The following is a 25,952-nucleotide window of genomic DNA, read 5'->3' as shown; positions in this document are numbered from 1 at the left end:
GTCCGGTGTGCAGCTCCCAAGCTGGCCAATAGAGCTGGGCAGAAACTATTCCGCCCACAGCTGCTCAAACTCCGCTTCCTTGAAGCCAACCGTTAACCGGCTGCCGTCTGTCACAACCGGGCGCTTAACCAGTCTTCCGTTGGCTGCCAGAGCGGAAACCTTCTCTTCCAGCGTCATACCCGGAAGCTTGTCCTTGAGCTGCTGTTCCTTGTAAACCTCACCGGATGTGTTGAAGAACTTCTTCACATCCAGCCCGCTCAGCTCAATCCATTCCATAATTTCACCTTCGGTTGGCGCCTGCTCGAACAGATTCTGCAGCTCCAGCTCATAACCTCTGGCCTCCAGCCATTTCAACGCATTGCGGCAGGTGCCGCATTTGGGATAATAGTAGACTTTAAGCTGTTTACTCATATTCTCTGATGACTTCCCTTCAAAATTTATTGTTTACGGTACGGTTATTCCAGCTTGCCAAGCTCCAACTCAAGGCGCTCAAGATCCTCAGGCAGCCGGGCCCGGAAGACCATCTCCTGCCCTGTCATCGGATGCTTGAAGGACAGCTCTGCCGCATGGAGAGCATGTCGCGAGATCAGCTGCTCTGCCCTTACTCTTAGCTCAGCATGACATTCATCTGCCGGGTGATACATCTTATCACCAAGCAGAGCGCAGCCGATATGCTGCATATGGACGCGTATCTGATGGGTGCGGCCGGTTTCAAGCTGCAGCGCAACTTTTGAGGCTTGCTGATTTCTATACACAGCAAGCGTCTGATAATGAGTGACCGACGGGTAGCCTGACGGTGTAACGATACGGTAATGCGGGTCATCCGGATCCCGGTCAATTGGCGCATCAATAGTTGCGGTTGGAGGCTCGGGCTTGCCAAGCACATAGGCAATGTACGACTTGCCGATCTCCCCCCGCTGCATTTGCTCAGACAGCTGCTGGTGGATATAGGGGTTCTTGGCGATCGCCACCAGTCCTGATGTCTCTTGATCAAGCCGGTGAATCGGTCGGAACCGGACCGTCTCCCCCTTCTGCTGCCAATAATGAACTATACCGTTAGCCAGCGTGCCTGTATAATGGCCGTGCGTAGGATGAACAATTATACCTGCCTCCTTGTTGACCAGCAGAATGTATTCATCCTCATAGACGATATCAAGCGGCATTTCCTGCGGTAAAATGTCGTCTGACTGCTCACGCTCCATTCGCAGCGCCAGCACATCTCCTTCCTTCACTACTGCGGTGGTGTATACCCGAATGCCGTTCAGCGTAAGCCCTTCCTCCGTAAGCTTCAGGCGGGACAACAGCTTGCGGGATACGCCAAGCCTGCGCTCCAGCACGGTCCGCACCTGCTTGCCTGAATCCTCGGGACCTACCGTCCAGGTTATCGGACTGTAATACTTATCCGTCATTTTGATCTCGGCTTGCGAAATACTTCCGCACTGCGGACATACTCGACATCCGGTACGTCTAAACGGGCATTGGCAGCACGGGCTGCTGCAAAGAAGTAATCCGACAGACGGTTAATATATTTAGCTGCCTCACCATTAATTTCGTGCTCTGCGGCAAGGGTAACCACCCTTCGTTCAGCCCGCCGGCACACGGTACGGCAAACATGCAGCAGCGATGCCTCTTCTGACCCCCCGGGCAGAATGAACCTCGTAATCTCCGGCGCCTCCGTAATCAGAACATCAATCCGCTCTTCCAGCCTGGCAACCGGCTCCGGCCCAACCTTATAAACAGAAGGCTCCTTGGCAAAAGCTAAATCTGAACCACAATCAAACAGCTCCTGCTGAATCTGCACAAGTTCGGAAGCCAGGTCATCAAGCTTGCCGGAACGTCCCAATACCGCCGCCGTCTGTCCAACAAAAGCGTTCAGCTCATCAATCGTGCCGTACGCTTCAATCCGGACGTCATCCTTGCTGACCCGTCCCCCTTTGATCGAGGTTTGTCCCTTATCACCTGTCCGTGTATATAATTTCATAGGTATTACCTCTCCTCTCAGTATGTATGCTTCTGATGCCTATACGTACCACTATAGCATAACCGTCCCGCTTCATTCTCCTGCCCATACAAAAGAAGCTCCCGGCGGGAGCTTCCAATGACGGCTCAGCTGTTTAACCGCTTGAGCACAGCTGTTTGTACCGCATATATTCATTAATCTTAATATCCAGTTTCCGGCTGAGCTCAATGACCCTATCTGAGCTGAAGGAAGCCTCCTCCAGATAAGTCATCTCCATCTTTCTTCGCAGCACGTAGATTTCATCCTCCAGTGAATGAATGGGTGAAGACAACGTTCTGGCTGTCCGTCCGTTCCGGCCTGTCGAAGGCTGGTTCTTCCCGGTATGTGGCATTGTCTCTCCCTCCCTGGCTCCTGCTGCGCAAACGACATCATGTTTCTTCATAACTTGTTAAATTATATCAGGTTAGAGACCGAATTGCCTATTAATATTTTCAAGATTTCTTGACTTTTTCGACAAAGTCCCCGATTTTCTCTAGTGCTTCTGTCAGCTGAGCAACGGAAGTCGCATAGGAGCAGCGCAAATGTCCTTCTCCCCCTAGCCCGAATACATTGCCGGGAACAGCAGCAACCTTCGCTTCCAACAGCAGCCGCTCTGCGAATGTCTCCGAATCCAGACCCGTGGATTGCACGGAAGGAAACGCATAGAAGGCACCTTGCGGTTCATGGCACTCCAGCCCAATCTCGCGGAAGCCTTTAACGATGAGCCGCCGCCGCTGATTATAGGATTCCACCATCCTGTCCTTCTCTTCCAGCCCGTTAGTGAGCGCTTCAAGTGCAGCAACCTGGCCCATAACAGGGGCACACATAACCGTGTACTGATGAATCTTCAGCATCGCACCGATCAAATCCGGATGACCGCATGCGTATCCCATCCGCCAGCCTGTCATCGCAAACGCCTTTGAGAATCCGCTGACCAGTATGGTGCGGTCCTTCATACCCGGCAGCGAGGAAAAGCTGACATGGTTGGCATCATAAGTAAGCTCTGCATAGATTTCATCGGAGATAACAATCAGATCATGCTTCTCTACCAGCTCAGCGATCGGCAGCCAATCCTCGCGTGTCATTGTTCCGCCGGTCGGATTGCTTGGGTAGCACAAGATCAGAACCTTCGAACGCGGAGTAATCGCCGCTTCCAGCTGGTCAGCACGCAGCTTAAAGTTATCCTTGGCGAAGGTTTCCACTCCAACCGGCACGCCGCCGCCAAGCGCCGTTATCGGCGAATACGAAATGTAACAAGGCTCGGGAATAAGTATTTCATCGCCTGGCGCCACGAGCGCCCGCAGCGCAAGATCAATCGCCTCACTGCCTCCAACCGTAACGAGAATCTCCTTCGCCGGATCATAGGTCACCGCAAAACGGTCATTCAAATATTGGCCGATTGCTTCCCGAAGCTCGGGCATACCGGCATTGGATGTGTATTGAGTCTTGCCTCTCTCAAGCGAGTATACGCAGGCTTCACGCACATGCCACGGAGTAATAAAATCCGGCTCGCCAACCCCGAGGGTAATGATGTCCTTGCGTCCGCTGACAAGGTCAAAAAATTTACGGATTCCCGAGGGCTTAATCGCACGCGCCTCTTTATTTAAATAATCGGACATGGAGCCCCGCTGCTGCAGGGGCTGCTGTACTGTCTCGTTCATCATGGGAACCACCCTTTACGGCGATATGACCAGACGATGGTCGCCTTCGGTCTCTTCGAAAATTATGCCGTCCTGTTTGTATTTTTTGAGAATGAAGAAAGTCTTGGTTGATAATATCGATTCCAGCGGAGACAATTTGTTCGACACGAAGGAAGCCACTTCCTTCAGGTTTTTTCCCTCTACCTCGATGAGCAGATCATAGGCGCCCGACATCAGATAAACGGATTTCACTTCCGGGTACAAGTAGATGCGTTCAGCAAGGTAGTCGAATCCGCGGCCGCGTTCCGGTGTAATCTGAACTTCAATCAATGCCGTTACCTTGTCATTGTCCACCTTGCTGCCGTTCACAACCGCAGTATACTTGACGATGACGTGGTCGTCTTCCATTTCCTTAACTGCCTTCGCTACCTGATCCTCCGGCACGCCCAGCATTGTGGCGATTAGAGCCGTATCTCTTCTGGCGTCTTCCTTCAACAGCTCAAGAACCTTACGTTTCAATTCATCCACTTTCTGCACCCTCCTGCTACCGTCTGCAATTGTTATTCCTATATTACAACGATAGCACGTTTTCTGCAAAATAAAAAAACCCTCCGGGAAAGTTGCTTCGAACGGCCTGCTTAAGCATTTTGTAAATAAAGACTATAGACGGTATAAAAGATGATTCCGGTCGTATTATGTCGAACTTTTTCGCTTCTGCCTTCATCAAGTTCTTAGGAGGAGAGAATCCATGACTATAGGCTATATGTGAGTAAAACCGGCCGGGCGCATTCTCTGGAGAAGCAGCCGGCCGGCCGTTCCTTGCTTACATGTAAACGGGCTGATAGCTTCCCTCTGCGCCCGGGCGCCGTCCGTCATTTGCTTCCGTGACCGCAAATGGCTGAATGGCGTGCGAAACACCGCCCAGAAGCCCAAGCTGGCGGAGATAGTGCTCCGTTTGGCCCGCGTTATTACGATGATTCTGCAGCTTGTTTGCAATTTCATGTCTGACCGCTGGTGAAGGCGTGCTGTACATATGCTGATCACGCATCAATTCGTACAGCTTACCCTGCAGCTGAAGCGTGCTTGCCAACAGGTCATTAAATCCTCTTCTGATGTCCGGGCAAGCGGCCTCCGTGACAGCTGTCGCGTATTCACGGGATACCCTCTTCAAATCTGCAAGAATCGTTCCAGCCATGTCCTCATCCGACATCAAGGCCTGGCGATGCTGGCCTTCCGCTGGATGAACATGGCTGGTGTAATGCTGGCTGCTGTTATGCTGCATGCCTTGCTGCGCAGCATGCTGGCCCGTATTATGCTGCATGCCCTGTTGCTGGCCGCGACCGCTATCCGCCTGATTATAATGCTGAACGACCGACGAGGCATAAGGTATCGGCTGGTTATCTCCTGATTGCTGCCTGCCCTGCCCGGGATTCTCTAATGTCTGGTTATGAAGCTGGCGCATCATATTCTGCTGGTACTGCTGCAAATTGTTCTGGGATCTTGTATGTTCCACGTTCATCTTCCTTCCGTTATTCAGAGCTTGTCTTATCCTGCGTGATGGCCAGGCGCCGTCTGTTGATGCTGCTCCAGCATGCCCAGAAGCGATGCATAGTGCTGTCTGTGTACCTCAATCATCTGCGAGCAGATCTGGCGGATCGCAGGGTTACCCGCTGCCGCTGCCGCAACTGCACACTGCTTGATAAGCAAATCCTCATTCGACAACGAATCTGCGATATACTCCAGTTCTTTAACCGTCATCTGCATCATGCTTCCTTCCCCCTTCCGCATCCAAAATAACCCTGCACCAGTAGGATTCCCGCCTGCTTCCGGAATATGTATGCGCCCTTTAGACGCAGTAACTCCATTGCCTGTTCGGCCGTTGGTTTATGGCATGTGCACACTGCTCACACTGCTGGCATGCAGCCACTCCATCCGTCCCGTAACCGTGCAAAGGCAAATCATCTTTTCCTCAGCACGAATAAGCATGCCCGTTGCTCCCCGCCCTGTATCCAGATTGAAGGCTACCAGCCGTCCCGTCATCTTGTGCAGCTGCTGCTCAAAAGTACGGGCAAGTGTCAAGGGGGATGGCCGAAGCGGCAGCTGTTCCGGCGGCAGATCAAATGGTGCCGCTCCCTCGCTAAAGGGAGAGATATAGCAGATCCGGTCAAGCCGGACCATAACGGTGTGCCATACCGGTGAATAAAAGACCAAGTAGTCATTCATGATGCTTGACATATAGCCGCACAAAATCTCCTCAGATCCGTCCAGCACAGCTTCTGTGAACATTCCTTTTGCATGAAGCAGCATTTTCCGGTACGACACCGCATTTGCTTCAGACCGGGCTTTGCCGAGCAGATCCGGAAACAGAGGCCCAGCACCCGTATCCTCAACCGGAGAGCAGTAATCCGCAGCCTGCTCCTTAAGCCGCATTCTGCAGATCTGATGAAGAGGAATATAATAAGGCTTTCCGCTGCTTTGCACAACCGCCAAATCAGTGCCCAGCTCAGCCAGTGTTCCCCGAAGCGTCCTTTCCGTACCTGCCAGCTGCACTTCAATCTGACACTGAAGCCATCCCTTCCAGGTGATAACCATATCCTGCGAGCCCTCCTCCGTTCCGCCTTTTCTACTACAACGATATGAGGGTCAAGCTTGATCGGTCCGGGAAGCTGCCTGTTTCTCAAAAAATATGCGAACAGCCCGTTTACCCGCCCGCAGCCCGTTCATAGTTTATAGAGGACAAGGAAGGAGGGCTCATTGTAATGGTTATGAAGAGAAAACCAAAAAAAACAGCTGGCAAACGTACCGTTAAGAAAAAGGTTAGACCACCGGTTCTTAAGAGGAGCAGGGGCTCAGCAAGCAAGGGACAGGCTCCAAGCTCCTCTATAGGAGCTGACCAGCCGGCTGACAGCATCTGGGGCGTCCCTGTGCAGCAAATGCCTGCCGGCACCGGCAGCCCCTCGTCTGGACGTTCTGCCGGGCAGAGCGGGGCATGGCCCTATCAGAATTCCAACTGGCCTTCGCACTGGTATATTACCGATGAGAGCGGAACAAGCGAGCAGTAACCAGAATATGCTGTTTATTAAAATAAGCCTATCGTCAGGTGACGATAGGCTTTTGTATGTAAACATTTCGACCAACCCAGGAGGGGACCTCATGACTTCCACCCGTTTACCGCTTCCCATCCGGCACATTACCGCCCCGCCGTCTCAGTGGGCGCTTATCCACCGGAGCGCTTCGGAATCCATCCGGATACCAGTCATCATTACGAGCGGAAGACGTAGCTACCACGCCTCCCTGATGATCCGGGGCGGGCATACCAGGAGCTGTCCCAAGAAATCCTATGAGCTGCGGATAAAGGACGGCCATACCTTCCATTGGAATGCGGAATACGAAGATCCTTCCATGATCCGTAACGCCCTCTCCTTCCACTTCTTTAACCAGATTGGCGTGCCTGCTCCCAAAACGCGCCACTGCCAGCTAGCCGTCAATGGCCAGCCGCTTGGCGTTTATCTTGAGATCGAAGCTGTCTCACCTACTTTCTTCGCCTCGCGCCACATACCGTGCCGTGCCATATTGTATGCGGTCACTGACCAAGCTGATTTTTCCTATCGGGCAAGCCGCGGCCGCGCTCGTTCTCACCTTCCCGGTTACGAGCTTGTGGCAGGCGGACCTGCGGCAGTTCGCAGATTAGATCATTTTATCCGCTCGATCAATCGTCTTCAAGGACCTACGCTGCACAATATGCTCCGGAAGAAACTGGATATCGGGAATTATTTAACTTGGCTGGCCGGTGCGGTTCTCACTGGAAACTACGACGGCTTCGAGCAGAATTATGCTCTATACGAGGAAGCACGCTCCGGCAAATACCGGATAGTGCCATGGGATTACGAGGGGACTTGGGGGCGCAATTGCTTTGGCAAGCCCTGCGGCAGCGGTCTGGTCAGCATTAGGGGCTACAACAAGCTGACAAGGAAGGTGCTCTCCATTCCGGCTTACAGAGCCGCATACCGCAAGCTGCTGCGGAGACTGCTGCGGCATCCTTTCAACACTGTCGCCATAAGCTCTGTTATAGAACGCATGTACCGGACTATCCGTCCATCTGTTCGCCTGGATCGTACGAGACCCTTCAGTTATCACGAATTTGAAAAAGAGCCGTCCTTCATCCGTCAGTACATCCGGGAAAGGCGGCGTATTATCCTATATGAGCTGAAGCGCTGGCTCTAGAAAATATTCATGCTCAAGTAACGTTCACCGGTATCTGGGGCGATGCAGAGAACTCGCTTGCCTGTGCCAAGCCTCTCAGCTACCCGCATAGCGGCCCAAACAGATGCTCCTGACGACGGACCCAGCAGCAGACCTTCCTGCCTGGCCAGCATTTTCATCGTATCCAGCGCAGCTTCATCCGTTACCCGGATGATCTCATCGTAGATGCCGGTATTGAGGATAGCGGGTACAAATCCCGGACTCGTACCAACGAGCTTATGCGGGCCCGGGCAGCCCCCGGACAGAACGGGTGAGCCTTCCGGTTCGACAACAGCAATAAATAGTTCCGGCAGGCGTTCCTTCAGAGCCTCGCCGGTTCCGGTGATCGTCCCCCCCGTACCAGCCGTAGCAACAAAGGCGTCCAGCCTGCCTCCCGTCTGCCGAATAATCTCTTCTGCCGTGGTCGTGCGGTGAATGGCTGGGTTGGCTTCATTCTCGAATTGATTCGGTATGATGCTTCCGGGAATTTCTGCCTGCAGCTCCAGCGCTTTACGGATGGCACCCGGCATCCGCTCTGCGGCGGGCGTCAGCACAACCTCCGCTCCATAAGCGCGGACGAGCCGGATCCGTTCAATTGTCATATTATCCGGCATCACAAGAATTAACCGGTAGCCCCGTACTGCCGCATTCATTGCCAGACCGATACCCGTGTTGCCGCTTGTCGGCTCAATAATCGTGCCCCCGGGCTGCAGAAGGCCGCTCTCCTCCGCTGCCCGGATCAGCGAGAAAGCCGCCCGGTCCTTAACGCTACCGCTTGGATTGAAGCGCTCGAGCTTTACCAGCACCTCGCCTGAATCCGGGGCCGTCGAATGCAGCCTCACCGCAGGAGTATTTCCAATTAGTTCTGCAATATTGTTCACTACACGTACCATGTTAAGATTCTCCTTCCCCGGCGTTACACCAATGCCTGTGCTCGTCTTCAAACCGGCCGTCTGCCGGCAGAACGGGTAAGCAGCTTGCGCATGAACAGCCAGGCGGGCAGCGGCGCAGCGCCAATAGCTATAAGCAGCCAGGTTAACGCTGTCTTGGAATCGGTTGCTGCAACAACAGCGAGGAAGATGATAAGCCCCACGCTCCGTCCCGTAATCAACGCGGCCTCCCGCAGCACAATCAGTTCCTCACGGTGTACCGCACTTTCCTTCGTTGATCCGATCATATCAAATACAGCCGATGTCATTGGAATGACATAGAGCGGCATAAATACCGCTATCGCCACACCGAGCGTCAGGAGCGTATAGAATTCTGTCCCTGCCAGCAGCAATGTCGTGGAAGCTGCAAGAATGGCTGTACCAACAAACATGGCCTTGCTCCGGTTGCGGGGGTTCAGACGTCTGCCGATCAGCAGGAAGCTCATTAGCCCCACAAGTGAGGTCCAGAATGTGAAGTTCCCCAGACTCTGCTCCCTTCCGGTTGACAGGAATACCAGCAGACCGAGCAGGAACATAAACACCCCTTCGCGCATCCCCTGCATGAACAGAGCAGGTGTAACACTGCGCCACAGACTCCTCTCCCTGCCGAGCTCACGGAACCCGTACAGCCATTCGTACTTGCCTACTGATTCCCGTCTGGCCAGGAAGAAGCTGAGCAGCGTAGCAATACCGAATATGACCAGCGATACCGTAAAAATAATCCGGTAACCCCGGTCTCCGCTCATCAGACCGATCACAAGACCGGACAGCCACGGGGCCACGATCCCGGCTCCCGAGCCAAGCAGGCCTGCCCATCCGTTGAACCGGTCCCGGTTATCCGGCTCGGTGATCTCGAAATAAACGACATTATAAGCCATCCAGAAAAATCCAAGTGCGACTCCATTCAGCATGCCAAGCAGCACGACATACTGCGCAGCCTGCTTGCCGAGCAGCAGGACGCTGGAATAGAAAAGGCCGGATAGCACTACTCCCGCCCTTAGACTGTTCATCTTGTTATATTCTTTCACCCATTTGCCCACCAGCCAAAAGGTCAGGCCTGAAATCAGATGCTGGCTGAGGGTAAACCATCCGATTGCGCTGAAGGATTGGCTTGCCTTCCACAGATATACGGGTACAAAAGTACCTGAAAGCGCTGTTGCTATGCCATGCAGGCTCTGTACAATTAATAGAAGAACAGCCTGCTTATCCAGCCTCCCGGCCGCTTCCGGGTTTCCCTCCTGCGAGCCGGCTCCTCCGCCTGTTCTCGGCAAGCGGTAAGCCGCAGCAGCAAGACGGGAACGTACCGTATGTTTTCCCTGCTCCATATGCATGCCTCCCGTTCCGTGTATACCTCAGGTAAGATACCCCGGCAGGAAGGGAGGCATGCTGCCCAGTAACTGGCAGAGCCGTTTATTCCGTTGCCTCTCTAGCCGCTATGCGCCGAAGCAGCTTCTCCCTGTCCGCCCCAGCAAGGCGGCTGGACGTCTGGAAGCACGAAGGGCATACATACCAGATGACCCCGAAGGAGGCGTCCAGCAGGGGCTCGCCGCTCTGCTTATCAACCTTGGCCGTGAAGCCTTCAGGCCCAATCGCCTGTACACCAGCCTCAAGCATGTATTCCCGGCAGGAAGGGCATTCCGGCACTTCATCCTGTCCGTCAAGGATGGCTTCCACTTTTCCCTGAAGCATCATCTGCGCAGGACTAATCTCCCGGTATCCGCCGTATGGAAACTCATCCAGCGTATCTTCCTGCTCCTCATCCCTGCCATATCGCGCTTTCCGTTCCTTAACCTGCGACTGCGGGGAATCTTCGTTCTCTTCTTCCCCGTCCAGCTCCAGGCTGATCGTGCGGTACGCATTTAATTCATTCTCACAGTGCGGGCAGTGCTCCTCAGGACCGAGCTCCTCATCCCAGACGATTTCCGTGTGACACCACGGACAAATGACCGGTTCTTCCATTTGCGTTCTCCCCTTCCTCTTCCATTCCAACCCAATAGACAACTCCGATTATTACAAACAGAAGTGCCAGTACAAACAGCGTTCCCCATAAATACTTCAATGCCTTGTTACTCCTTTTATGAAGGTTAAAAAATGACGGCAGCCCCGATCACATAGGAAAGCGATACCGATAAAATCATGGCAATAAAGCCTACCGCTTTATTGTCCTTCTCGATTTCCTCATCAATCCGGAAAACGGGGGTCATAAATTCAAACAGAAAATAAGCTGCAAGCAGCAGAACAAAGCCAAATGCGGCCCAGATCATGCTCTCGTATACGGAATCGCCCGCTTCTATTGAGAAACGGAAGATATTGCATATCCCGAATATTTTACCGCCGGTTGCCATGGCTACTGCCAGATTGCCCTTGCGGATCTCTTCCCAGCAGTTATACCGGGTGACAACCTCAAAGATGTACAAAAAAACAATCAGAGCAAGCACAGCAACCGATAAGTAAGCGAGCGTCTCAAAATATGGGTTATCGAGCAGTGAATCTACGGCGTGAACCATTCCTATCTCCCCTCTCGCAAGCCTCTGCCTGCAGGCTCTCTTAGCTCAGTTCAACGACGGTAACACCATCGCCGCCTTCACCATAGTTACCGAGCCTGAATCCCTTGATCAGCCTGTGGCGGCGAAGATAATCCTGAATTCCGGAGCGCAGGACTCCCGTCCCTTTGCCGTGAATAATGTAGACCTGGCCCATATTTGACAGAAAGGCATCATCCAGAAACCGGTCCACCTCCAGCAGGGCCTCCTCTAGATTCGAGCCGCGCAAATCCAGCTCCGTCCGGACGCTGTCATCCCGGGAGCGCTTCAGGCTCGCCGCCTGCTTGGGCTGCTCCTTTACGGCTGCCTTGACAAGCTCCAGATCGTCAAAGCTAACCTTCATTTTCAGAATACCTAACTGTACAGTAGCTTCAGACGCGCCTACATCCACGATGTGGCCCTTTTGCCCCAGGCTGTATACCCGGACTTCATCGCCAGGCTCAATCTTCTGCGGCTTGTCTGTCTTGGCGGCGGAAGGCTTCTTCGGCTTGTCTGTCTTCGGCGCTGCCTCATCAAGCCTGCGTTTGGCTTCAATCAGCTTATGCTCCTTAACTGAAGCACCTTCCTCCAGAGCGAGCTTGCGGAGGTCCGCAATAATCTGCTCCGCCTCACGTCTGGCTTTGGCCACAGCCTCATGGGCCTGTTCTTCCGCCTTGGCCATCATCCGGTCACGCTGGTCTTCAAACTTCTTGAGCTCTGCCGCATGCCGAGCCTTTAGTTTTTCCATCTCTTCCCGGTGCCGCTCGGCTGACTGACGCTCGGATTCGGCACCCAGACGGTCCTCCTCGAGAGAAGCGATCATGTTCTCTACGCGCATGTCTTCTTCGCTTACTTCTCCGCGTGCGTGTTCGATGATGTCCCGTGAAAGTCCTAGACGCTCGGCGATCGCGAATGCGTTACTGCGTCCCGGTACGCCAACGAGCAGCCGGTATGTAGGACTCAGGGTTTGCACGTCGAATTCCATGCTCGCGTTAATAATGCCTTTGCGGTTATAGGCATAAGCTTTAAGCTCGCTGTAATGTGTGGTGGCTACCAACCGGCAGCCCTGCTTATGAATATGCTCCAGAATTGCAATAGCCAGCGCCGAGCCTTCAGCCGGGTCCGTACCCGCTCCCAGCTCATCCAGCAGAACCAGACTCTTAGGCGTCATCGACCGCAGGATACGGATTATATTCGTCAAGTGGCTGGAGAACGTACTCAGGTTCTGCTCGATGCTCTGTTCATCGCCTATATCCGCATAGATGGCATCAAAGACGCACAGCTGGCTGCCATCCTCAGCCGGGACAAACATGCCCGCCATGGCCATCAGGCTTAGCAGACCGATGGTCTTAAGCGATACCGTCTTACCCCCGGTATTAGGACCGGTCACAATAATCGCCGTATATTGGTTGCCAAGCTCCACATCTAGCGGGACAACCGCGTCTGCTGCCAGCAGCGGATGTCTGCCCTTCTTCAGCTTAATGAAGCCCCGGTCATTCATTCTCGGCAGCGACGCTTTCATCTCGTGGGCGAGCCTTGCTTTGGCAAACGCAAAGTCCAGCTGTCCAAGCACATCCAGATCCGCCCGCAGATCGCCCTCATATTCAGCAGTCAAAGCTGTAAGGCGGCGGAGAATTTTCTCGATTTCCCTTTCCTCTGAGAGCCGGAGCTCGCGAAGACGGTTGTTCATCTGCACGATCGCTTCCGGCTCAATGAACAGGGTTGCCCCCGAGCCTGACTGGTCATGAACAATACCGCCAAAATTACCGCGGTATTCCTGCTTGACCGGGATAACATACCGGTCTCCCCGAATCGTAATTATGGCATCCTGCAGCATCTTCTGCACCGATGACGACCGGATCATCTGCTCGAGCTTCTCTCTGACGCGCGACTCCCCGCTGCGCAGCTCACGCCTGATCGCCGCCAGCTCGGCACTCGCCTTATCCATGACAGCAGCCTGCTCATCAATGCAGTCCAGAATAGCGTCTTCCAAGGCCTTATGCTCGGACAGCTGCTCAGCCAGCTTATTCAGCAGCGGCACCGGATCCTGTTCATGCAGCGTAACAATGTGCCGCTTCACGCGGCGGGTTCCCCTGACCGTTAATGCGATATCCAAAAGCTCAGCCGCATTCAGCATCCCGCCAATGCGCGCCCGCTGAAGGGACGCTGTAATGTCGGTGACGCCGCCGAACGGCGCCGCGCCCTTCAGCCGGTCGGCCTTGTAGGACTCATCCGTTGCCTGAAGCATCCGCTTCACATCCTCCAGATCGGAGCTTGGCCTCAGCGCCTCCGCAGCGGCAGCACCCAGCGGTGTAGCAGTGTGTGCCGTTAATCTATCGATAATCTTGAAATATTCAAGCGTTGTTAAAATTTTGCCGTCCAAAACCGACAACTCCTCTCGTCCCTTATTATAGCCGAAGCCGCGCGCGTGCGCCACGTGAGCTGACGAAACCTTCCAAACATGCTCCAGCCGGTTTCGGGTGAAGCTATTGGATGCGGACGTATCCATCATTCCAATACAGGAAGGGGCTCAAGCCATGCAATTTCTTGGAACAATTATCCGTTTTATTGTTGCAGCACTGGTGTTAATGATCGTTGGGTTTCTCGTGCCCGGCTTTTCTGTCGGCGGCTTCTGGAGTGCCTTATTCCTCGCCGTTGTCATTGCCCTGCTCGGTTGGATCATTGAAGGAGTATTCGGCAAGCGGGTCACGCCTTTTGGCCGTGGGATTGTCGGCTTCCTGGCAAGCGCCGTTGTGATATGGGTAGCCCAGTTTATCGTCGGAGACGTGCGTGTTACGATGGTTGGTGCCATCCTGGCTGCGCTGGCCGTAGGTATCATCGACCTGTTCATTCCAGTCAGCTCGCCTTACGACGCCGGCCGTCGTGAACGCAGCCGGAGCAGATGAGCCTCAAACAGCAGCCGTGCTTTCCGTCATGAGAGGCGGCTGCTAACTTTTTAATGGATCAACAGGATTACATACGTCATTGTCAGCCAGGCGTTCAATAGTTTGTCACTGATTTTTCCTTCAGAATCATCTACAATAGATGAGCATGATAGAAAAAATCACTGCTATGAACGGAGGGCTTCCTATATGGCCAAGAGACTTAGCGTCATCGCAGCTGCAGCCGTTCTCGCGCTGACACTCGCAGCGTGCGGCAGCAGCGGCAGCGACAGCGGTTCAATCAATACAGCTGGCGGGATAACAGAAACGACAGATACAGCAGCATCCGAGCTTGTTATCAAAGCAAGCAATTTTCAATTCGATCAAGAAGAATATGTAGTCAAGCAGGGAGAGCCTGTTACCATCGTGCTTGAGAATGTCCAAGGCGTCCATGGCGTTAACATAGCTGGCCAGATCAAGCTTGTCGAAGGCAAGCCAAAGACGGTAAGCTTCGACAAACCCGGAGAGTACCAGATCGCCTGCAGCATCCCTTGCGGCGTCGGGCATGTCAAGATGGTCTCCAAGCTAATTGTTCAATAACACGGTATGAATCAGCAGCTGTCTGCCAGCAAAGTGGCGGACGGCTTTTTTATTTTGCCCGCATAACAGCCAAAAAAACCGCATCGGCAGGCAACGTCATGCCGCCGATGCGGGTATTTATTCAGCTCTGCTCCATTAATTCAATCCACTCATTGTATTCATTTTGCAGCTTGGTGTATTCATCCTTCAGCTTATCATGCTCCCGGACCAGACGGTTATAGACAGCCTCCATTGCTGCAGCTGCTTCTTCGGCGGCCATACGCTCCTCGGAACGCTCAAGTCTATGCTGCTCCAGCGTTTCATGCAGCCGTTCGAGGGTGCCCTCCAGCTCCGTCAGCTTTGCTGCATACTGCTGTTCCATACGTTTCCGCTCCCTGATCCGCTCCTGCTCAAGCTGCTCCAGCTGACCGCTGAGGGAAGCGGCTGTCTGTTCTCTCGCCTCACGCTCTTGTGCTGCCTGCAGCTCCGCCAGCTGAGCCTCCTCGCGAAGCTCTGCCGCCTTCCGCTCCAGCTCAGCACGCTCTTCCTCACGCTCCCGGCTGAGGCGCTCCAGCTGTTCACGCAGCTCCGCCGCTTGCCGCTCTTTTGCTTCTCTTGCTTCACGTTCTTCTGCTGCCTGCAGCTCCGCCAGCTCGGCCTCCTCGCGAAGTTCTGCCGCCTTCCGCTCCAGCTCAGCACGCTCTTCCTCGCGCTCCCGGCTGAGGCGCTCCAGCTGTTCACGCAGCTCCGCCGCTTGCCGCTCTCTTGCTTCGCGTTCTTCCTCTGCCTGCAGCTCCGCCAGCTCGGCTTCCTCGCGAAGCTCTGCCGCCTTCCGTTCCAGCTCAGTACGTTCTTCCTCACGCTCCCGGCTGAGGCGCTCCAGCTGTTCGCGCAGGCCGGCAGCTTCCATTTGTCCGGCTTCGATTTGGCTCCGGATTTGGTCCAATTCGCTGCGGTAGCTTTCCGCGGCGTCCCGCCATTTGGCAATTTCCTCACCCAGCCTGTGCTCGGAGGCCTTACGCTCCTCTTCCGCCCGCTCTGCAAAAGCTACCCACTGGTCGGCCTCCTCAGCCTTCCTCCTGACCAGGGACAGCTGCTCCTTCAGCTGCTGTTCATCCGCCGCGCGCTGCTGGGCCTCCTTTTGAAGCTCGGACAATCTGTCTGCTAACGAATGCTTGTCGGCCTCCAAACGGCTGACCGCCTGCTGAGCCTCGGCGAGCTGCGACTGCAGTGTTTCAGCCTGCTTATGCAGCGCCTCAGCTTGCTCCGCCCGGCTCTTCGCCTGCTCCTCCATAGATTTCAGCTCCCGGGTTACACGGACTAGCCGTTCATCGCGGTCGCGCAGCTGCTCTTCAACACTCTCCAGCATTGAGCGAAGCGCCTCTTCCTGTTCATACGCACGCATAGCCTGCTCTTCCGCATCCGCGGCCTGCTGTGCTATCCGCTGCTTCTCCTGCTCATATGCTTGAGACAGATCATTCAGCTTGCTCTGCCAAATCTCCTCCAGCTTGGCTTTGTCCTGTACATAAGCCTCCCGCAGCTGCTCACGTTCCTGATGAAACTCCGCTTCTGCTCGTTCTTTATCCTTCCGGAAGGCTTCCTCCCGCTCAGCGGCAGATTGCTCCCGGCTTTCACGTTCCATCAGGAGCTCTAGCTGCAGCTCCTCCAGCTGTTCTCTAAGCTTGGCCTCCAGCTGTTCACGTTCCTCTTTAAACGCTGCTTCACGGCTTGCCAGCTCGGCCTTAGCGGCTTCCAGCATACGGGTCCGTTCTGCCTCAAACCGTTCCCGTTCAGCGGCAAAAGCCGCCTCCAGACGCTCACGCTCAGCGGCAAGCTCAGACTGCCTCTCGGCGTCCAGCTCAGCCAGCTCCTTCTCGCGGTCAAGCTGCAGCTGCTGCAGCTGCTCCTCCGCTTCAAGACGGCTGCTGCGCTGCTCCTCCAGCTCAGCGTTCTTGCGGGCTTCAAGCTCGGCAAGCTCCGCTTCCCGCTTTTCACGCTCCAGCCGAAGCTCCTCCTGCGCTTCACGAATTTTCTCCTCACGCTCTGCTTGCACGCGGGCAAGCTCAGTCTGCACAGCAGCGTCCAGCGACTCGCGTTCCGCCAGCCACTCCGCCTCCCGCTCAGCCGTCTCCTTCCGCCACATAGCCTCAGCAGCCGCCAGACGTTCTTCCGCCTCAACCTGCACCCTAGCCGCTTCCTCTTGAGCTCCCTGCCGTACAACAGCCAGCTCCTCCTGCAGATTAGCAATCAGCCGGACAGACTCCTCCAGCTCTTCAGCCAGCTTCTTGCGTCTGACTTCCTCGTCCAGCAGGCGCTCATTCTCCCGGCGCAGACGAATTGTTTCATCTGCCATGTGAACGGCCGAAAGCACAGCCAGACGGGGCATATCCAAATGCGGGTAGCCTTTGGCAAGCTTATGCATATTCTCATCTACCAACGCTGCTACACGCTTCATATAATCTATACTATTGTGACCAGTAAGACGGTATTGATGTCCGTATATATCAACCGTTACCCGGGCTCTTTCAGCATCCATATCAGGTATAGTCCTCCCCACTTGCACTTCGCACATGATGCTTAGAAAATCCTGCTGCCGTCTCTGGCGGCGCTCCATTCCTCCGGCCCAGAGTCTTCCTTTCCTTGCGGCACTTCCACTAAAAGGGCAATCATTCTTCCCCGCAGACACACAAAGGCCGCATCGAGTGTTCCACCCGGAACTATTTCGATGCGGCTCCCCGCGTTTCCTGCCTATTTTCTCAATTCAGCCTGAAAAGATTGTTCCAGCTGACTGACTACTTTTGCATGAAGCTCCGTTACTTCCTCGTCCGTCAACGTGCGCTCTGCGTGACGGTATACAAGCGACACCGCAACGCTCTTCTTGCCGGCTCCAAGCCGCTCACCTGTATACACGTCGAACACACGAACCGATTCCAGCAGCTCGCCGGCTGTATCGCGGATAAGAGCAAGCAGGCTGCCCGCCTCTATGCCGCTGTCCAAGACGACCGCAATATCCCGCTGAATAGCCGGGTACCTGGGAAGCGCCTGATAAGCGATGGAAGAGTCGGCATGCTCATATACCTGCTCAAGGTCCAGTTCAAAAACATAGGTGTCCCCAAGATCCTCTGCACGCTGGAGCTCAGGATGCAGCTGCCCGACATATCCGATTCTCTCGCTTCCGCGTTCGGTCTGTAGCATCACAGCGGCAGTCCGTCCCGGATGAAGCTGCTCAAGCGCCGCTGCTTCGTAGCTGATCCGGTTTTCCATTCCGAGAACCGCAAACAGCATCTCAAGCACGCCCTTGGCATCGAAGAAATCAACCGGTTCCGCCTTGCGGTTCCAGAGCGCTGTCGTGCGGCTGCCTGTCAACAGACCCGCAAGACGCTGCTTCTCCTCAGGCAGACGAGTCAGCGTTTCCTCATCGGTCAGAAAGACGCTGCCGATCTCGAAGATCGCCGCATCCTCATTCTTGCGGTTCCGGTTATAAGCTGCGATCTCCAGCAGATTCGGAACAAGACCGGTGCGCAGCACACTGCGGTCCTCGCTCATCGGCATGGACAGCCGGACAGGCTTGGTTTCACCGCTGAGATGCATGAACAATCCCGTCCGCTGCGGATGTGTAAAAGAGTACGTTATCACTTCATTAAGTCCTGCATCAGCCAGCCTTCTGCGCAGCTCCCTGCGAATCTGCTGCGGCCTTGTCAATGCGCCAGGGGTCGTCGGACCTTCAATCGGTGTGGTTGGAATGGAATCATAGCCGAACAGACGGGCCGCTTCTTCAATCAAATCCACATCACGGGTTATGTCGCCTCTGCGGCTCGGTACGCGAACCTTGAAGCTGTCCTTCCCGTCAAATTCATTCTCAAAGCCCAGTCGTTCGAAGATCGTGCGAAGCTCCAGTGTCGAAAGCTCGGTACCCAGGTAACGGTTCAGCTTGCTATAGCTGACCTCAACATCGGTATGAGTCTGAATTTCTCCTGATACCTCGACAATTCCGTCCGCCACAAGTCCGTCCGCATAGCGGGCAATCAGAGCCGAAGCCCTGTCTAGGGCCGGTATGACGCGTGCCGCATCAACGCCCTTCTCGAACCGGATGCTTGCTTCCGAACGAAGCCCCAGCTGACGGGATGTACGGCGGATCGTAGCCCCGTCAAACTTGGCGGATTCCAGCAGGATGTTAACAGTCTGCTCCGTAACCTCGGAGTTGGCCCCTCCCATCACACCAGCCAAGCCGACCGGCTTCGCGCCGTCTGTAATCAGCAGCATATGCGGCTCCAGCTTGCGTTCCTGGCTATCCAGGGTAATCAGCGTCTCGCCTTCCCTGGCAAGGCGGACATCGATACGCCCGCCATCAATTTTATCAGCGTCGAATGCATGAAGCGGCTGTCCATACTCCAGCATCACATAGTTTGTAATGTCTACAATGTTGTTAATCGGACGAATGCCCGCAGCCATCAGGCGATTTTGCATCCACTGCGGAGACGGTCCGACCTTAACGCCCTTAATATACCGCGCAGTGTACATGCTGCAGTGGGCCGGGGAACCAATCGTAACTGAAATATGATCGGCCGCCTTCAGGGCAGCGGATGCAACCGTCGTATCCGGCAGCTTAACCGGTCTTCCCGTCAGCGCCCCTACTTCATAGGCTACGCCAAGCATGCTGAGGCAGTCCGACCGGTTAGGCGTTAGATCAAGCTCCAGCACTTCATCCCGGATTCCGAGCACCTCTTCGATCGGCACGCCCGTCTCCACGGATTCCGGCAGTACGAGAATACCCTCCTGCTGCTCCTTCGGCAGCAGCTTGTCGTTCAGGCCAAGCTCCTTAGCGGAGCAGATCATGCCCTGGGACTCAACGCCCCGCAGCTTAGCACGCTTGATCTGGAGACCGCCGGGAAGCTGGGCGCCGACCAGCGCTACCGGTACCTTTTGGCCTGCATCCACGTTCTTCGCGCCACAGACGATCTGCAGCTCCTCGCCAAGCCCGGCATCCACCTTGCACACATTCAGCTTGTCCGCATCCGGGTGCTTCTCCTTCGAAGTCACATATCCGACCACAACCTTGGAGACGCCCTTGTCGAGCGATTCAACACTGTCTACCTCAATACCGCCGCGCGTAATCCGCTCGGCAAGCTCACTTGCTTCTATTCCAGACAAATCGATATAGTCACTTAACCAACGATAAGATACATTCATGCCTATTCTCCTTCCTTCCCCGTTACATTCTCGCGAACTGGCTCAGGAAGCGCAGATCGTTCGTATAGAAAGCCCGGATATCATCAATGCCGTATTTCAGCAATGCAATTCGTTCCACCCCAAGCCCAAAGGCAAAACCGCTCACCTCGTTCGGATCATAACCGCCCATCTCAAGCACTCTTGGGTGCACCATACCGCAGCCGAGGATCTCAAGCCACCCTGATTGCTTGCACATCCGGCAGCCATGTCCCCCGCATTGCACACAGGTCACATCCACTTCAGCGCTTGGCTCCGTGAACGGGAAGAAGCTCGGGCGAAGACGAATCTGAGTCTGCTTGCCGAACAGCTCTTGAACAAATTGCAGCAGTGTTCCCTTCAGGTCGCTCATACGGATGTTCTTGCCAATGACTAGGCCTTCAATCTGGTTAAACTGGAAGGAATGTGTCGCATCGTCATCATCACGCCGGTATACTCGCCCAGGGCAGATAATCTTGACCGGTGTCTTGCCGTTCATCGCCTGCATCGTTCTAACCTGTACAGGTGAAGTATGCGTGCGCATCAGGATATCATCTGTTATATAGAAGGAATCCTGCATATCCCGCGCAGGATGGTCCTTCGGCAGGTTCAGCGCTTCAAAGTTGAAGTAATCCGTCTCAACCTCCGGGCCTTCCGCAATCGAGTAGCCCATGCCGATGAATACATCCTCGATCTCCTGCTGCACCTTGCTGAGCGGATGGACAGCGCCTGCCGGCAGCCTGCGTCCCGGCAGCGTGACATCAATCGTCTCCTGCTGCAGTCTGCGCTCGGTCTCCTGCTGCTGAAACTGCTGCTGCTTGGCTTCAATGACCGCCTCAATGGCACCCCGGACATCGTTGGCAACCTGCCCGATGACTGGACGCTCCTCTGCCGACAATGAGCCCATCCCCCGAAGCACCTCGGTAAGCGCACCCTTCTTGCCCAGGTATTTAACTCTCACATCATTAAGCTGCTGCGGATCATTAACCTGTTCCAATACCTGCAGGACTTCATCCCGCAGCTCTTCCAAACGCTCCTTCATACTCTTCGCCTCCAAACAGTATACTGCCGTGCCTAAATACACAAAAAGGCCCTTCCTCCCCATAAGGGACGAAAGGACCGTGGTACCACCCTAATTCGAACACCCGTATTGCCGAGAACTGCTGCAAAAGCAGTCCAATACCGGATTAAAGATGTTCCTCTTGCGGTTAACGGACCGCTTACCGGGCGCTTCCTAGTTGGATGGCCAAGATCATCCGTTCAAAAGGCCTGCTACGGAGTGAATTTCACCAGCCTGATTTCCCGCGGACACTCTCAATCACCGGTATCCGCTCCCTGTCGGAAAGCACTGCTTACTTGTCTCCGTCCCTGCATTTATGCATATGCTCACATTAATTATTGTCTATTATATGCAATTCGTCTGGCATGCGCAAGTGCGCAGCTCCTGGTCAGCCTTCGGCCGGCAGCAGCCTGTATTCAGGCTCTCCGCTTGCGGTTAATCAGCGCTGTAATGAAAGCAGCCATTGCAAGGACCAGAGCTATAATCGACAGTACAAGCGGCAGCTGGCTGTTACCAGATGACTCAGAACCGGTTAAGCTGGTTTCTGCTGCTTCTCCCTCTGCACCATCCGTCTGATCTGCCGGCGCACTGTCAGCAGCCTCTTCCGCTGTTGTGCCTTGACCATGGCTCTGTCCATGGCCGTCGCTTTCGCCCGTTCCCGGCACGGCCGTCACTACGGATGCCGGCTTATCCGCGTCAGGCGCCCCGACCCATTCCACCACACTGCCGTCGGAATAGGTTTGGTAAGCCTTCCAGACAATCGTCTCCGCATCGTCATTAACACGGCCGGACAGCCTGAACTCCGTGAACTCGGTCTGCTTCAGACCGTCTCCCTCCGCTGCCCAGGCCACACTGCCTATGGTATCATCGGCACGGCGCTCAATTTCATAGGACCAGCCGGCTTTCGGCTCCACACGCGTAATGTTCACCGATTCCGGTATTGTTACCCGGACGCCTACAGTCGTGGTTCCCTTCTCCTCACTTGGAACTCTGACCGTAAACACTTCATAGGAACCCTGCTTGACCTCCTTGGGCCAGACTGTAACATGCGCACTAGCCATACCCGCAAGCATCAGCACAGCTGATACAATTGCGATTAGACTAAATGTGAATTTTTTCATCGTTTTTTCGCCCTCTCTCGTTCCATGCTTTGAAGCTATCATTCTAGAAGTATACTTCCGCGGCTGGTTCAAGGCATGACTCAAAAGGGCTAGAAGAACATGTCGAATATGTGAACACCCCTGGTGCTTGCTAAAGGGCAGCAGCTACTCCTTGCGCTCTACAAGTCCCTGCTGCAGAGCGTAACGGGCCAGCTGGACCCGGTTATCCAGATGAAGCTTCTGCAGTATATTCTTCAGATGGTTCTTTACCGTATGCTCCGAGATGCCGAGCGTTTCGGCCACAACCCGGTTCGATTCCCCCATAGCCACCCGTTCCAGTATTTCACGCTCCCTTCCGGTAAGCGGTGTAATATACCGGTCTTCGGCAGCTTTCACATGCTCACGGGCTCTCAACTCTCCCGCAGCAGCTAAGGCGGCGGAACTCCCGCCAGGACTGCGTCCTTCGCCTGGTCCGGGGCGCTGCCCCGGCGCTGTATCAAATTCCCGGAGCAGCTGGTAAGCCAGTTCCCTGGTCATCGGTGCTTCGTCAAATGCAACCGAACGCAGGTATTCATGCCACGCGGATGGCGTCAGGTTCTTAAGCAGATAGCCTTGCGCGCCTCTCTTCAGCGCTTCAAACAGATGAGTAATATCACCCGATACGGTTACCATGACGACCTTCACGGCCGGATTTTCCTGCTTGATCCGCTGTGTTGCTTCCAAGCCGCCGATGCCCGGCATCCTTACATCCATCAAAACCAGATCGGGCCGAAGCCTCGACGCAGCCTCAACTGCCTCCTCCCCCGTCTGAGCCTCGCCGACGAGCAGAAAATCCGGGTCAAGAGACAAAATATCCCGCATCCCTTCACGGCCATCCGGATGATCATCAGCGATCAGCACTCTGAACGTACCTTTCTTCCCTTTCTTCCCTTCCGTCATCCGCCCCTTCATCTCCTCTCTTCACAATTGTCACCACCGTACCGCCCGCTGCTGCGGCTTCGTTTTGGCTCGTCTTCACCTCAAAGGACCAGCCCATCTCCGCTGCCCGGCTCTCCATCATGCGTATACCGAAGCATCCCGCAGAATGCAGCCGCTGCATCTCCGTGCCTTTGCCGTCATCAGCCACCATACAGCGAAACCCTCCCTTGAAGCCGAGCGGTTCACAGCTGATACAGACAGTGTCTGCTTCCGCATGCTTGCGCGCATTAAGAAGAGCTTCACGGACGATCGCAACCAGCTCTACCTTCTCCCTGCTGGTCAGCAAGTGATCAGGGATTCGCCAGTCCAGGTCAGCCTTCAGGCCGCTGCCGTTCAAGGCCTCGGCAATGACAGCCTCGATGGTTTGCTGCCAAGAGCTGTTCACCGCCGCCGGAGGATGCTGGAGATTGGCAATAGACTGCCGGACATCCTCATAAACCCGCCGCACCGTAGACCGGATCTGCTCTGAAACCTGCTTCAGGTCCTCATCAGATTCCGCCCGCTCCAGCTTATCCAGCTTGACTGACATTAGAAAAAGCGACTGCGATATCCCGTCATGCAGCTCCCGGGCAAGCTGCTCACGCTCCTCAAGCCCTGCCTTAGTCAGTCTTTCCCGATGCAGAGCCTCCTGGGTCTCCTCCAAAATAGTGAACAGCTTGCGCAGCAGCGTCACGGTCACAAGCAGGACAAGAACCGGAGCCAGCAAATTGCCGAGCTCCATTGATATATAGGGCAGTAGTACCGTATGCCTCAGATACTCCCAAACCCCGATTGTTACGGTCGGCGTCCACAAAATGAGGTATTTAATTTGTTTATAGGTCATGGCTGCTCCACCCTCCTGCACTCTTCCGCCCGCACAATAACTGCATGCCTGAGGCTTTCGAGAGTCGGCAGGCGGCAGCCGGAAAGCCGGGTTTACGGCTAATAATTCCGGAATACATACTCATTAACAAGCTCATCATCGTCAGGCGTCATCACCCTGATCTGCGCCCTCCAGCTCCCTGCAAAGGGAATATACGGACCTTCCGCACGGTATGCTGCCATCTCGTAGCCCTCAAAGGGGGTGAGTTCTTCCTCGTCAGCAGGCTCGAGCGGCACATCAATGGGTCCAAGCTCCTGCCGGTCCTCGGAGAAGAGCCTTAACACGACTGATTTAGGGGAGCCTGCTTCCTCAGGCAGCCACACCTTTACCATCATGGTGTTTGTACCGGGCACATTCGGCGTAATACGCAGCGTATAATGCATATCTGTCCCCATCTTATGGTGGTTAACCGGCTCATTAGCCGGAAGCGGGCTGATATATGTGAACAGGCCGACTATGATGATAATAAGCGTCATCAGCACCCCGTCGGCTTTGAGCAGCAGGGCTTGGGGAAGCTCCCCCCTGCGCACGCGCCATCTCAGCAGGGTGCCTGTTACAAGCACCAGCAGTACGAGAGCCGTCTTGACAATCAGCAGCGTCCCCCAGCTGGTATAAAATAGATAGTCCAGCTTGGGCAGGTAGAGCAAACTTACCGCCACCCCTGTCAGCACCAGCAGAACCATGGAAACCCATGCCGGGCCAGTAAATATAGAAGCAAACCGGCCTGCTTCCTTCCGGTCCTTGAACCAGAGGCCGAGCAGCAGGGCAAGTCCGCCGGCCCAGACGGCAGAAGCAGCAAGATGGACGAAATCAAGCGTTATGGTAAGCCACTGCGGATCGTAAGCCGCCGCGTGACCGCTCCAGCTTTCCAGAGCAAGCAGCGAGACAGCCCAGATTACGCCCACTAAATGCCCGGCAGAGCGGACAAGCGGACCGGTAAACGACAGCACGAGAGCTCCCGACCAGGCCAGCCCGACAGCTGTCCCCGTGAACAGCTGTGCCCACTGCGAGCCCGGCTGTCCCTCCATTAATGCGGTGGATTGGAAGAAAACATAGAGCAGAACAGCCACGATCAGTCCCCGTGTCGTCCACAGCCCCCACTTGGCATACCACTCCTGCGCGGACGGGCTGTCTACCCTGCCACGGCGCAGCGCCATCCACAGGAAATAACCGGAGGCCAGCAGCAGCGCCGCATAATAGAGCACTCTGACTGTATAGTTAATAAATTCCTTAACCGACAGCTGCGTCGATACCCGTTCATGATGTCCGGCATGTCCGAGCTCTTTCAGCGGATCGAAGGATGAGGCGTCCCTCCCAGCGGGGGGAGTTCCGACCACAAACACATAAGAGCCTTCGACCGGATGACCATCCGCCGAGATAACCCTGTATGCTACGGTGTACACATCTTCCCCCAGCTTAGGGAGTGTCAGCGACAGTGAACGGCCGTCTTGGCTGGTTTCCGGCTTGCGGTCAGTTACCGGCCTGGAGTTGGAATCGAATAGCTCGAGCGAGCCGAGGCCTGCCTCGATCCGTTCGTTAAACGTAAGCTTGATGAGCTCCGGTCCTGCTTCGAGCCGCGAGTCCGGCTCGGGAGCTGCACCGATCAGCGAAGCATGAGCGGAAGCATGCTGCGGGAACAGCAGCCCGCCCGTTAATGCCGCGGCTGCCAGCAGAAGCAGGGCACACATGGTTAGAGCATGTCTGCGGGCGAGCCGTGTTGCAGATATTGCCAGCGAGGAATACACGATTTCACTTCCCTTCTTTCAGTAATCTTAAGTGTATTCCAAATCAGGTCGCCTCTCAAGAGAATGCCTGCAGGAACACAGAACGTTCAAATACAGCCGCTTTACAGGAAGGATCTTTACCAGAAGAAAACTTGTATCTTTATTCAATGCGGTGTATATTTATAATTATTCTGTTAACTAAACGATATTATCTTAATATAAATATGCTG

The 25,952-nt window shown here is 54.9% G+C and carries 25 protein-coding genes; 4 read left to right on the top strand and 21 right to left on the bottom strand.

Features of this window, described 5'->3' with window-relative positions:
• Positions 1-45: 45 nt before the first annotated feature.
• From L1N82_RS04920 to L1N82_RS04880, 9 genes are all read right to left on the bottom strand, one after another.
• Positions 46-411, bottom strand: coding sequence for a Spx/MgsR family RNA polymerase-binding regulatory protein (locus L1N82_RS04920; protein ID WP_235286264.1), 366 nt, complete (start codon positions 409-411; stop codon positions 46-48).
• 44 nt (positions 412-455) lie between these two features.
• Positions 456-1,409: an RluA family pseudouridine synthase gene (locus L1N82_RS04915; RefSeq protein WP_235286263.1), complete on the bottom strand. Its 954-nt coding sequence runs from the start codon at positions 1,407-1,409 to the stop codon at positions 456-458.
• On the bottom strand, positions 1,406-1,981 hold the full coding sequence (locus tag L1N82_RS04910) for a cob(I)yrinic acid a,c-diamide adenosyltransferase (RefSeq protein ID WP_235286262.1): 576 nt from the start codon (positions 1,979-1,981) through the stop codon (positions 1,406-1,408). The genes L1N82_RS04915 and L1N82_RS04910 overlap by 4 nt, the downstream gene beginning before the upstream one ends.
• A 133-nt stretch (positions 1,982-2,114) precedes the next feature.
• On the bottom strand, positions 2,115-2,351 hold the full coding sequence (locus L1N82_RS04905; RefSeq protein ID WP_235286261.1) for an aspartyl-phosphate phosphatase Spo0E family protein: 237 nt from the start codon (positions 2,349-2,351) through the stop codon (positions 2,115-2,117).
• A 100-nt stretch (positions 2,352-2,451) separates the two neighbouring features.
• The gene (locus L1N82_RS04900; protein WP_407946692.1) at positions 2,452-3,660 is read right to left on the bottom strand and encodes an aminotransferase class I/II-fold pyridoxal phosphate-dependent enzyme; all 1,209 of its coding nucleotides are present in this window, start codon (positions 3,658-3,660) and stop codon (positions 2,452-2,454) included.
• A 15-nt stretch (positions 3,661-3,675) separates the two neighbouring features.
• Positions 3,676-4,167, bottom strand: a complete 492-nt coding sequence (locus L1N82_RS04895) for an Lrp/AsnC family transcriptional regulator (protein ID WP_235286260.1) — start codon at positions 4,165-4,167, stop codon at positions 3,676-3,678.
• Between the two features lie 295 nt (positions 4,168-4,462).
• Positions 4,463-5,152 carry a spore coat protein gene (locus L1N82_RS23400; RefSeq protein ID WP_235286259.1) on the bottom strand — a complete coding sequence of 230 codons (690 nt, stop codon included), beginning with the start codon at positions 5,150-5,152 and terminating at the stop codon, positions 4,463-4,465.
• A 32-nt stretch (positions 5,153-5,184) separates the two neighbouring features.
• The gene (locus tag L1N82_RS04885) at positions 5,185-5,406 is read right to left on the bottom strand and encodes a hypothetical protein (RefSeq protein ID WP_235286258.1); all 222 of its coding nucleotides are present in this window, start codon (positions 5,404-5,406) and stop codon (positions 5,185-5,187) included.
• Between the two features lie 117 nt (positions 5,407-5,523).
• A complete protein-coding gene (locus L1N82_RS04880; RefSeq protein ID WP_235286257.1) occupies positions 5,524-6,231 on the bottom strand; it encodes a hypothetical protein in 708 nt (235 codons plus the stop codon).
• 167 nt (positions 6,232-6,398) lie between these two features.
• On the opposite strand from L1N82_RS04880, the gene L1N82_RS04875 reads away from it, so the two are divergent.
• A complete protein-coding gene (locus L1N82_RS04875) occupies positions 6,399-6,701 on the top strand; it encodes a hypothetical protein (protein WP_235286256.1) in 303 nt (100 codons plus the stop codon).
• A 91-nt stretch (positions 6,702-6,792) separates the two neighbouring features.
• On the top strand, positions 6,793-7,863 hold the full coding sequence (locus L1N82_RS04870; RefSeq protein WP_235286255.1) for a CotH kinase family protein: 1,071 nt from the start codon (positions 6,793-6,795) through the stop codon (positions 7,861-7,863).
• Here L1N82_RS04870 and cysK read toward each other — a convergent pair.
• The 5 genes from cysK to L1N82_RS04845 form a co-directional block, all read right to left on the bottom strand.
• Complete coding sequence (gene cysK / locus L1N82_RS04865) at positions 7,860-8,774, bottom strand: cysteine synthase A (protein ID WP_235286254.1); 915 nt, start codon at positions 8,772-8,774, stop codon at positions 7,860-7,862. The genes L1N82_RS04870 and cysK overlap by 4 nt on opposite strands.
• A 47-nt stretch (positions 8,775-8,821) precedes the next feature.
• Positions 8,822-10,135 (bottom strand): MFS transporter, encoded by a 1,314-nt coding sequence (locus L1N82_RS04860; protein WP_235286253.1) that lies wholly within the window; start codon positions 10,133-10,135, stop codon positions 8,822-8,824.
• A gap of 85 nt (positions 10,136-10,220) precedes the next feature.
• Positions 10,221-10,769, bottom strand: a complete 549-nt coding sequence (locus L1N82_RS04855) for a hypothetical protein (RefSeq protein WP_235286252.1) — start codon at positions 10,767-10,769, stop codon at positions 10,221-10,223.
• A 125-nt stretch (positions 10,770-10,894) separates the two neighbouring features.
• Positions 10,895-11,317, bottom strand: coding sequence for a DUF350 domain-containing protein (locus tag L1N82_RS04850; protein ID WP_235286251.1), 423 nt, complete (start codon positions 11,315-11,317; stop codon positions 10,895-10,897).
• Between the two features lie 40 nt (positions 11,318-11,357).
• Positions 11,358-13,715, bottom strand: coding sequence for an endonuclease MutS2 (locus L1N82_RS04845; RefSeq protein WP_235286302.1), 2,358 nt, complete (start codon positions 13,713-13,715; stop codon positions 11,358-11,360).
• 154 nt (positions 13,716-13,869) lie between these two features.
• Between L1N82_RS04845 and L1N82_RS04840 the strand changes: the two genes are divergently transcribed.
• Together L1N82_RS04840 and L1N82_RS04835 are read left to right on the top strand one after the other, a co-directional pair.
• The gene (locus tag L1N82_RS04840) at positions 13,870-14,238 is read left to right on the top strand and encodes a phage holin family protein (RefSeq protein ID WP_235286250.1); all 369 of its coding nucleotides are present in this window, start codon (positions 13,870-13,872) and stop codon (positions 14,236-14,238) included.
• 186 nt (positions 14,239-14,424) lie between these two features.
• Positions 14,425-14,814 carry a cupredoxin domain-containing protein gene (locus tag L1N82_RS04835; protein WP_235286249.1) on the top strand — a complete coding sequence of 130 codons (390 nt, stop codon included), beginning with the start codon at positions 14,425-14,427 and terminating at the stop codon, positions 14,812-14,814.
• 121 nt (positions 14,815-14,935) lie between these two features.
• Here the strand turns inward: L1N82_RS04835 and L1N82_RS04830 are convergent, their stop codons facing one another.
• The 7 genes from L1N82_RS04830 to L1N82_RS04800 all read right to left on the bottom strand — a co-directional run bounded on the left by L1N82_RS04830 (position 14,936) and on the right by L1N82_RS04800 (position 25,743).
• Positions 14,936-17,329, bottom strand: a complete 2,394-nt coding sequence (locus tag L1N82_RS04830; RefSeq protein WP_235286248.1) for a cell division protein ZapA — start codon at positions 17,327-17,329, stop codon at positions 14,936-14,938.
• Between the two features lie 212 nt (positions 17,330-17,541).
• Complete coding sequence (gene pheT, locus L1N82_RS04825) at positions 17,542-19,983, bottom strand: phenylalanine--tRNA ligase subunit beta (protein ID WP_235286247.1); 2,442 nt, start codon at positions 19,981-19,983, stop codon at positions 17,542-17,544.
• A 22-nt stretch (positions 19,984-20,005) separates the two neighbouring features.
• Positions 20,006-21,040 (bottom strand): phenylalanine--tRNA ligase subunit alpha, encoded by a 1,035-nt coding sequence (gene pheS / locus L1N82_RS04820; protein ID WP_235286246.1) that lies wholly within the window; start codon positions 21,038-21,040, stop codon positions 20,006-20,008.
• A 434-nt stretch (positions 21,041-21,474) separates the two neighbouring features.
• Positions 21,475-22,179 carry a YcnI family copper-binding membrane protein gene (locus L1N82_RS04815; RefSeq protein WP_235286245.1) on the bottom strand — a complete coding sequence of 235 codons (705 nt, stop codon included), beginning with the start codon at positions 22,177-22,179 and terminating at the stop codon, positions 21,475-21,477.
• Between the two features lie 144 nt (positions 22,180-22,323).
• The gene (locus tag L1N82_RS04810; protein ID WP_235286244.1) at positions 22,324-23,097 is read right to left on the bottom strand and encodes a response regulator; all 774 of its coding nucleotides are present in this window, start codon (positions 23,095-23,097) and stop codon (positions 22,324-22,326) included.
• Positions 23,045-23,959 (bottom strand): sensor histidine kinase, encoded by a 915-nt coding sequence (locus L1N82_RS04805; protein ID WP_235286243.1) that lies wholly within the window; start codon positions 23,957-23,959, stop codon positions 23,045-23,047. Before L1N82_RS04805 ends, L1N82_RS04810 begins: the two co-directional genes overlap by 53 nt.
• 98 nt (positions 23,960-24,057) lie before the next feature.
• Complete coding sequence (locus L1N82_RS04800; RefSeq protein WP_235286242.1) at positions 24,058-25,743, bottom strand: copper resistance CopC/CopD family protein; 1,686 nt, start codon at positions 25,741-25,743, stop codon at positions 24,058-24,060.
• Between the last annotated feature and the right edge of the window lie 209 nt (positions 25,744-25,952).

Source organism: Paenibacillus tarimensis, from assembly GCF_021532315.1.
Lineage (GTDB): Bacteria > Bacillota > Bacilli > Paenibacillales > Paenibacillaceae > Paenibacillus_I > Paenibacillus_I tarimensis.
The sequence above is the reverse complement of the archived record's forward strand: the minus strand, read 5'-3'. Positions and strand labels throughout refer to the sequence as shown.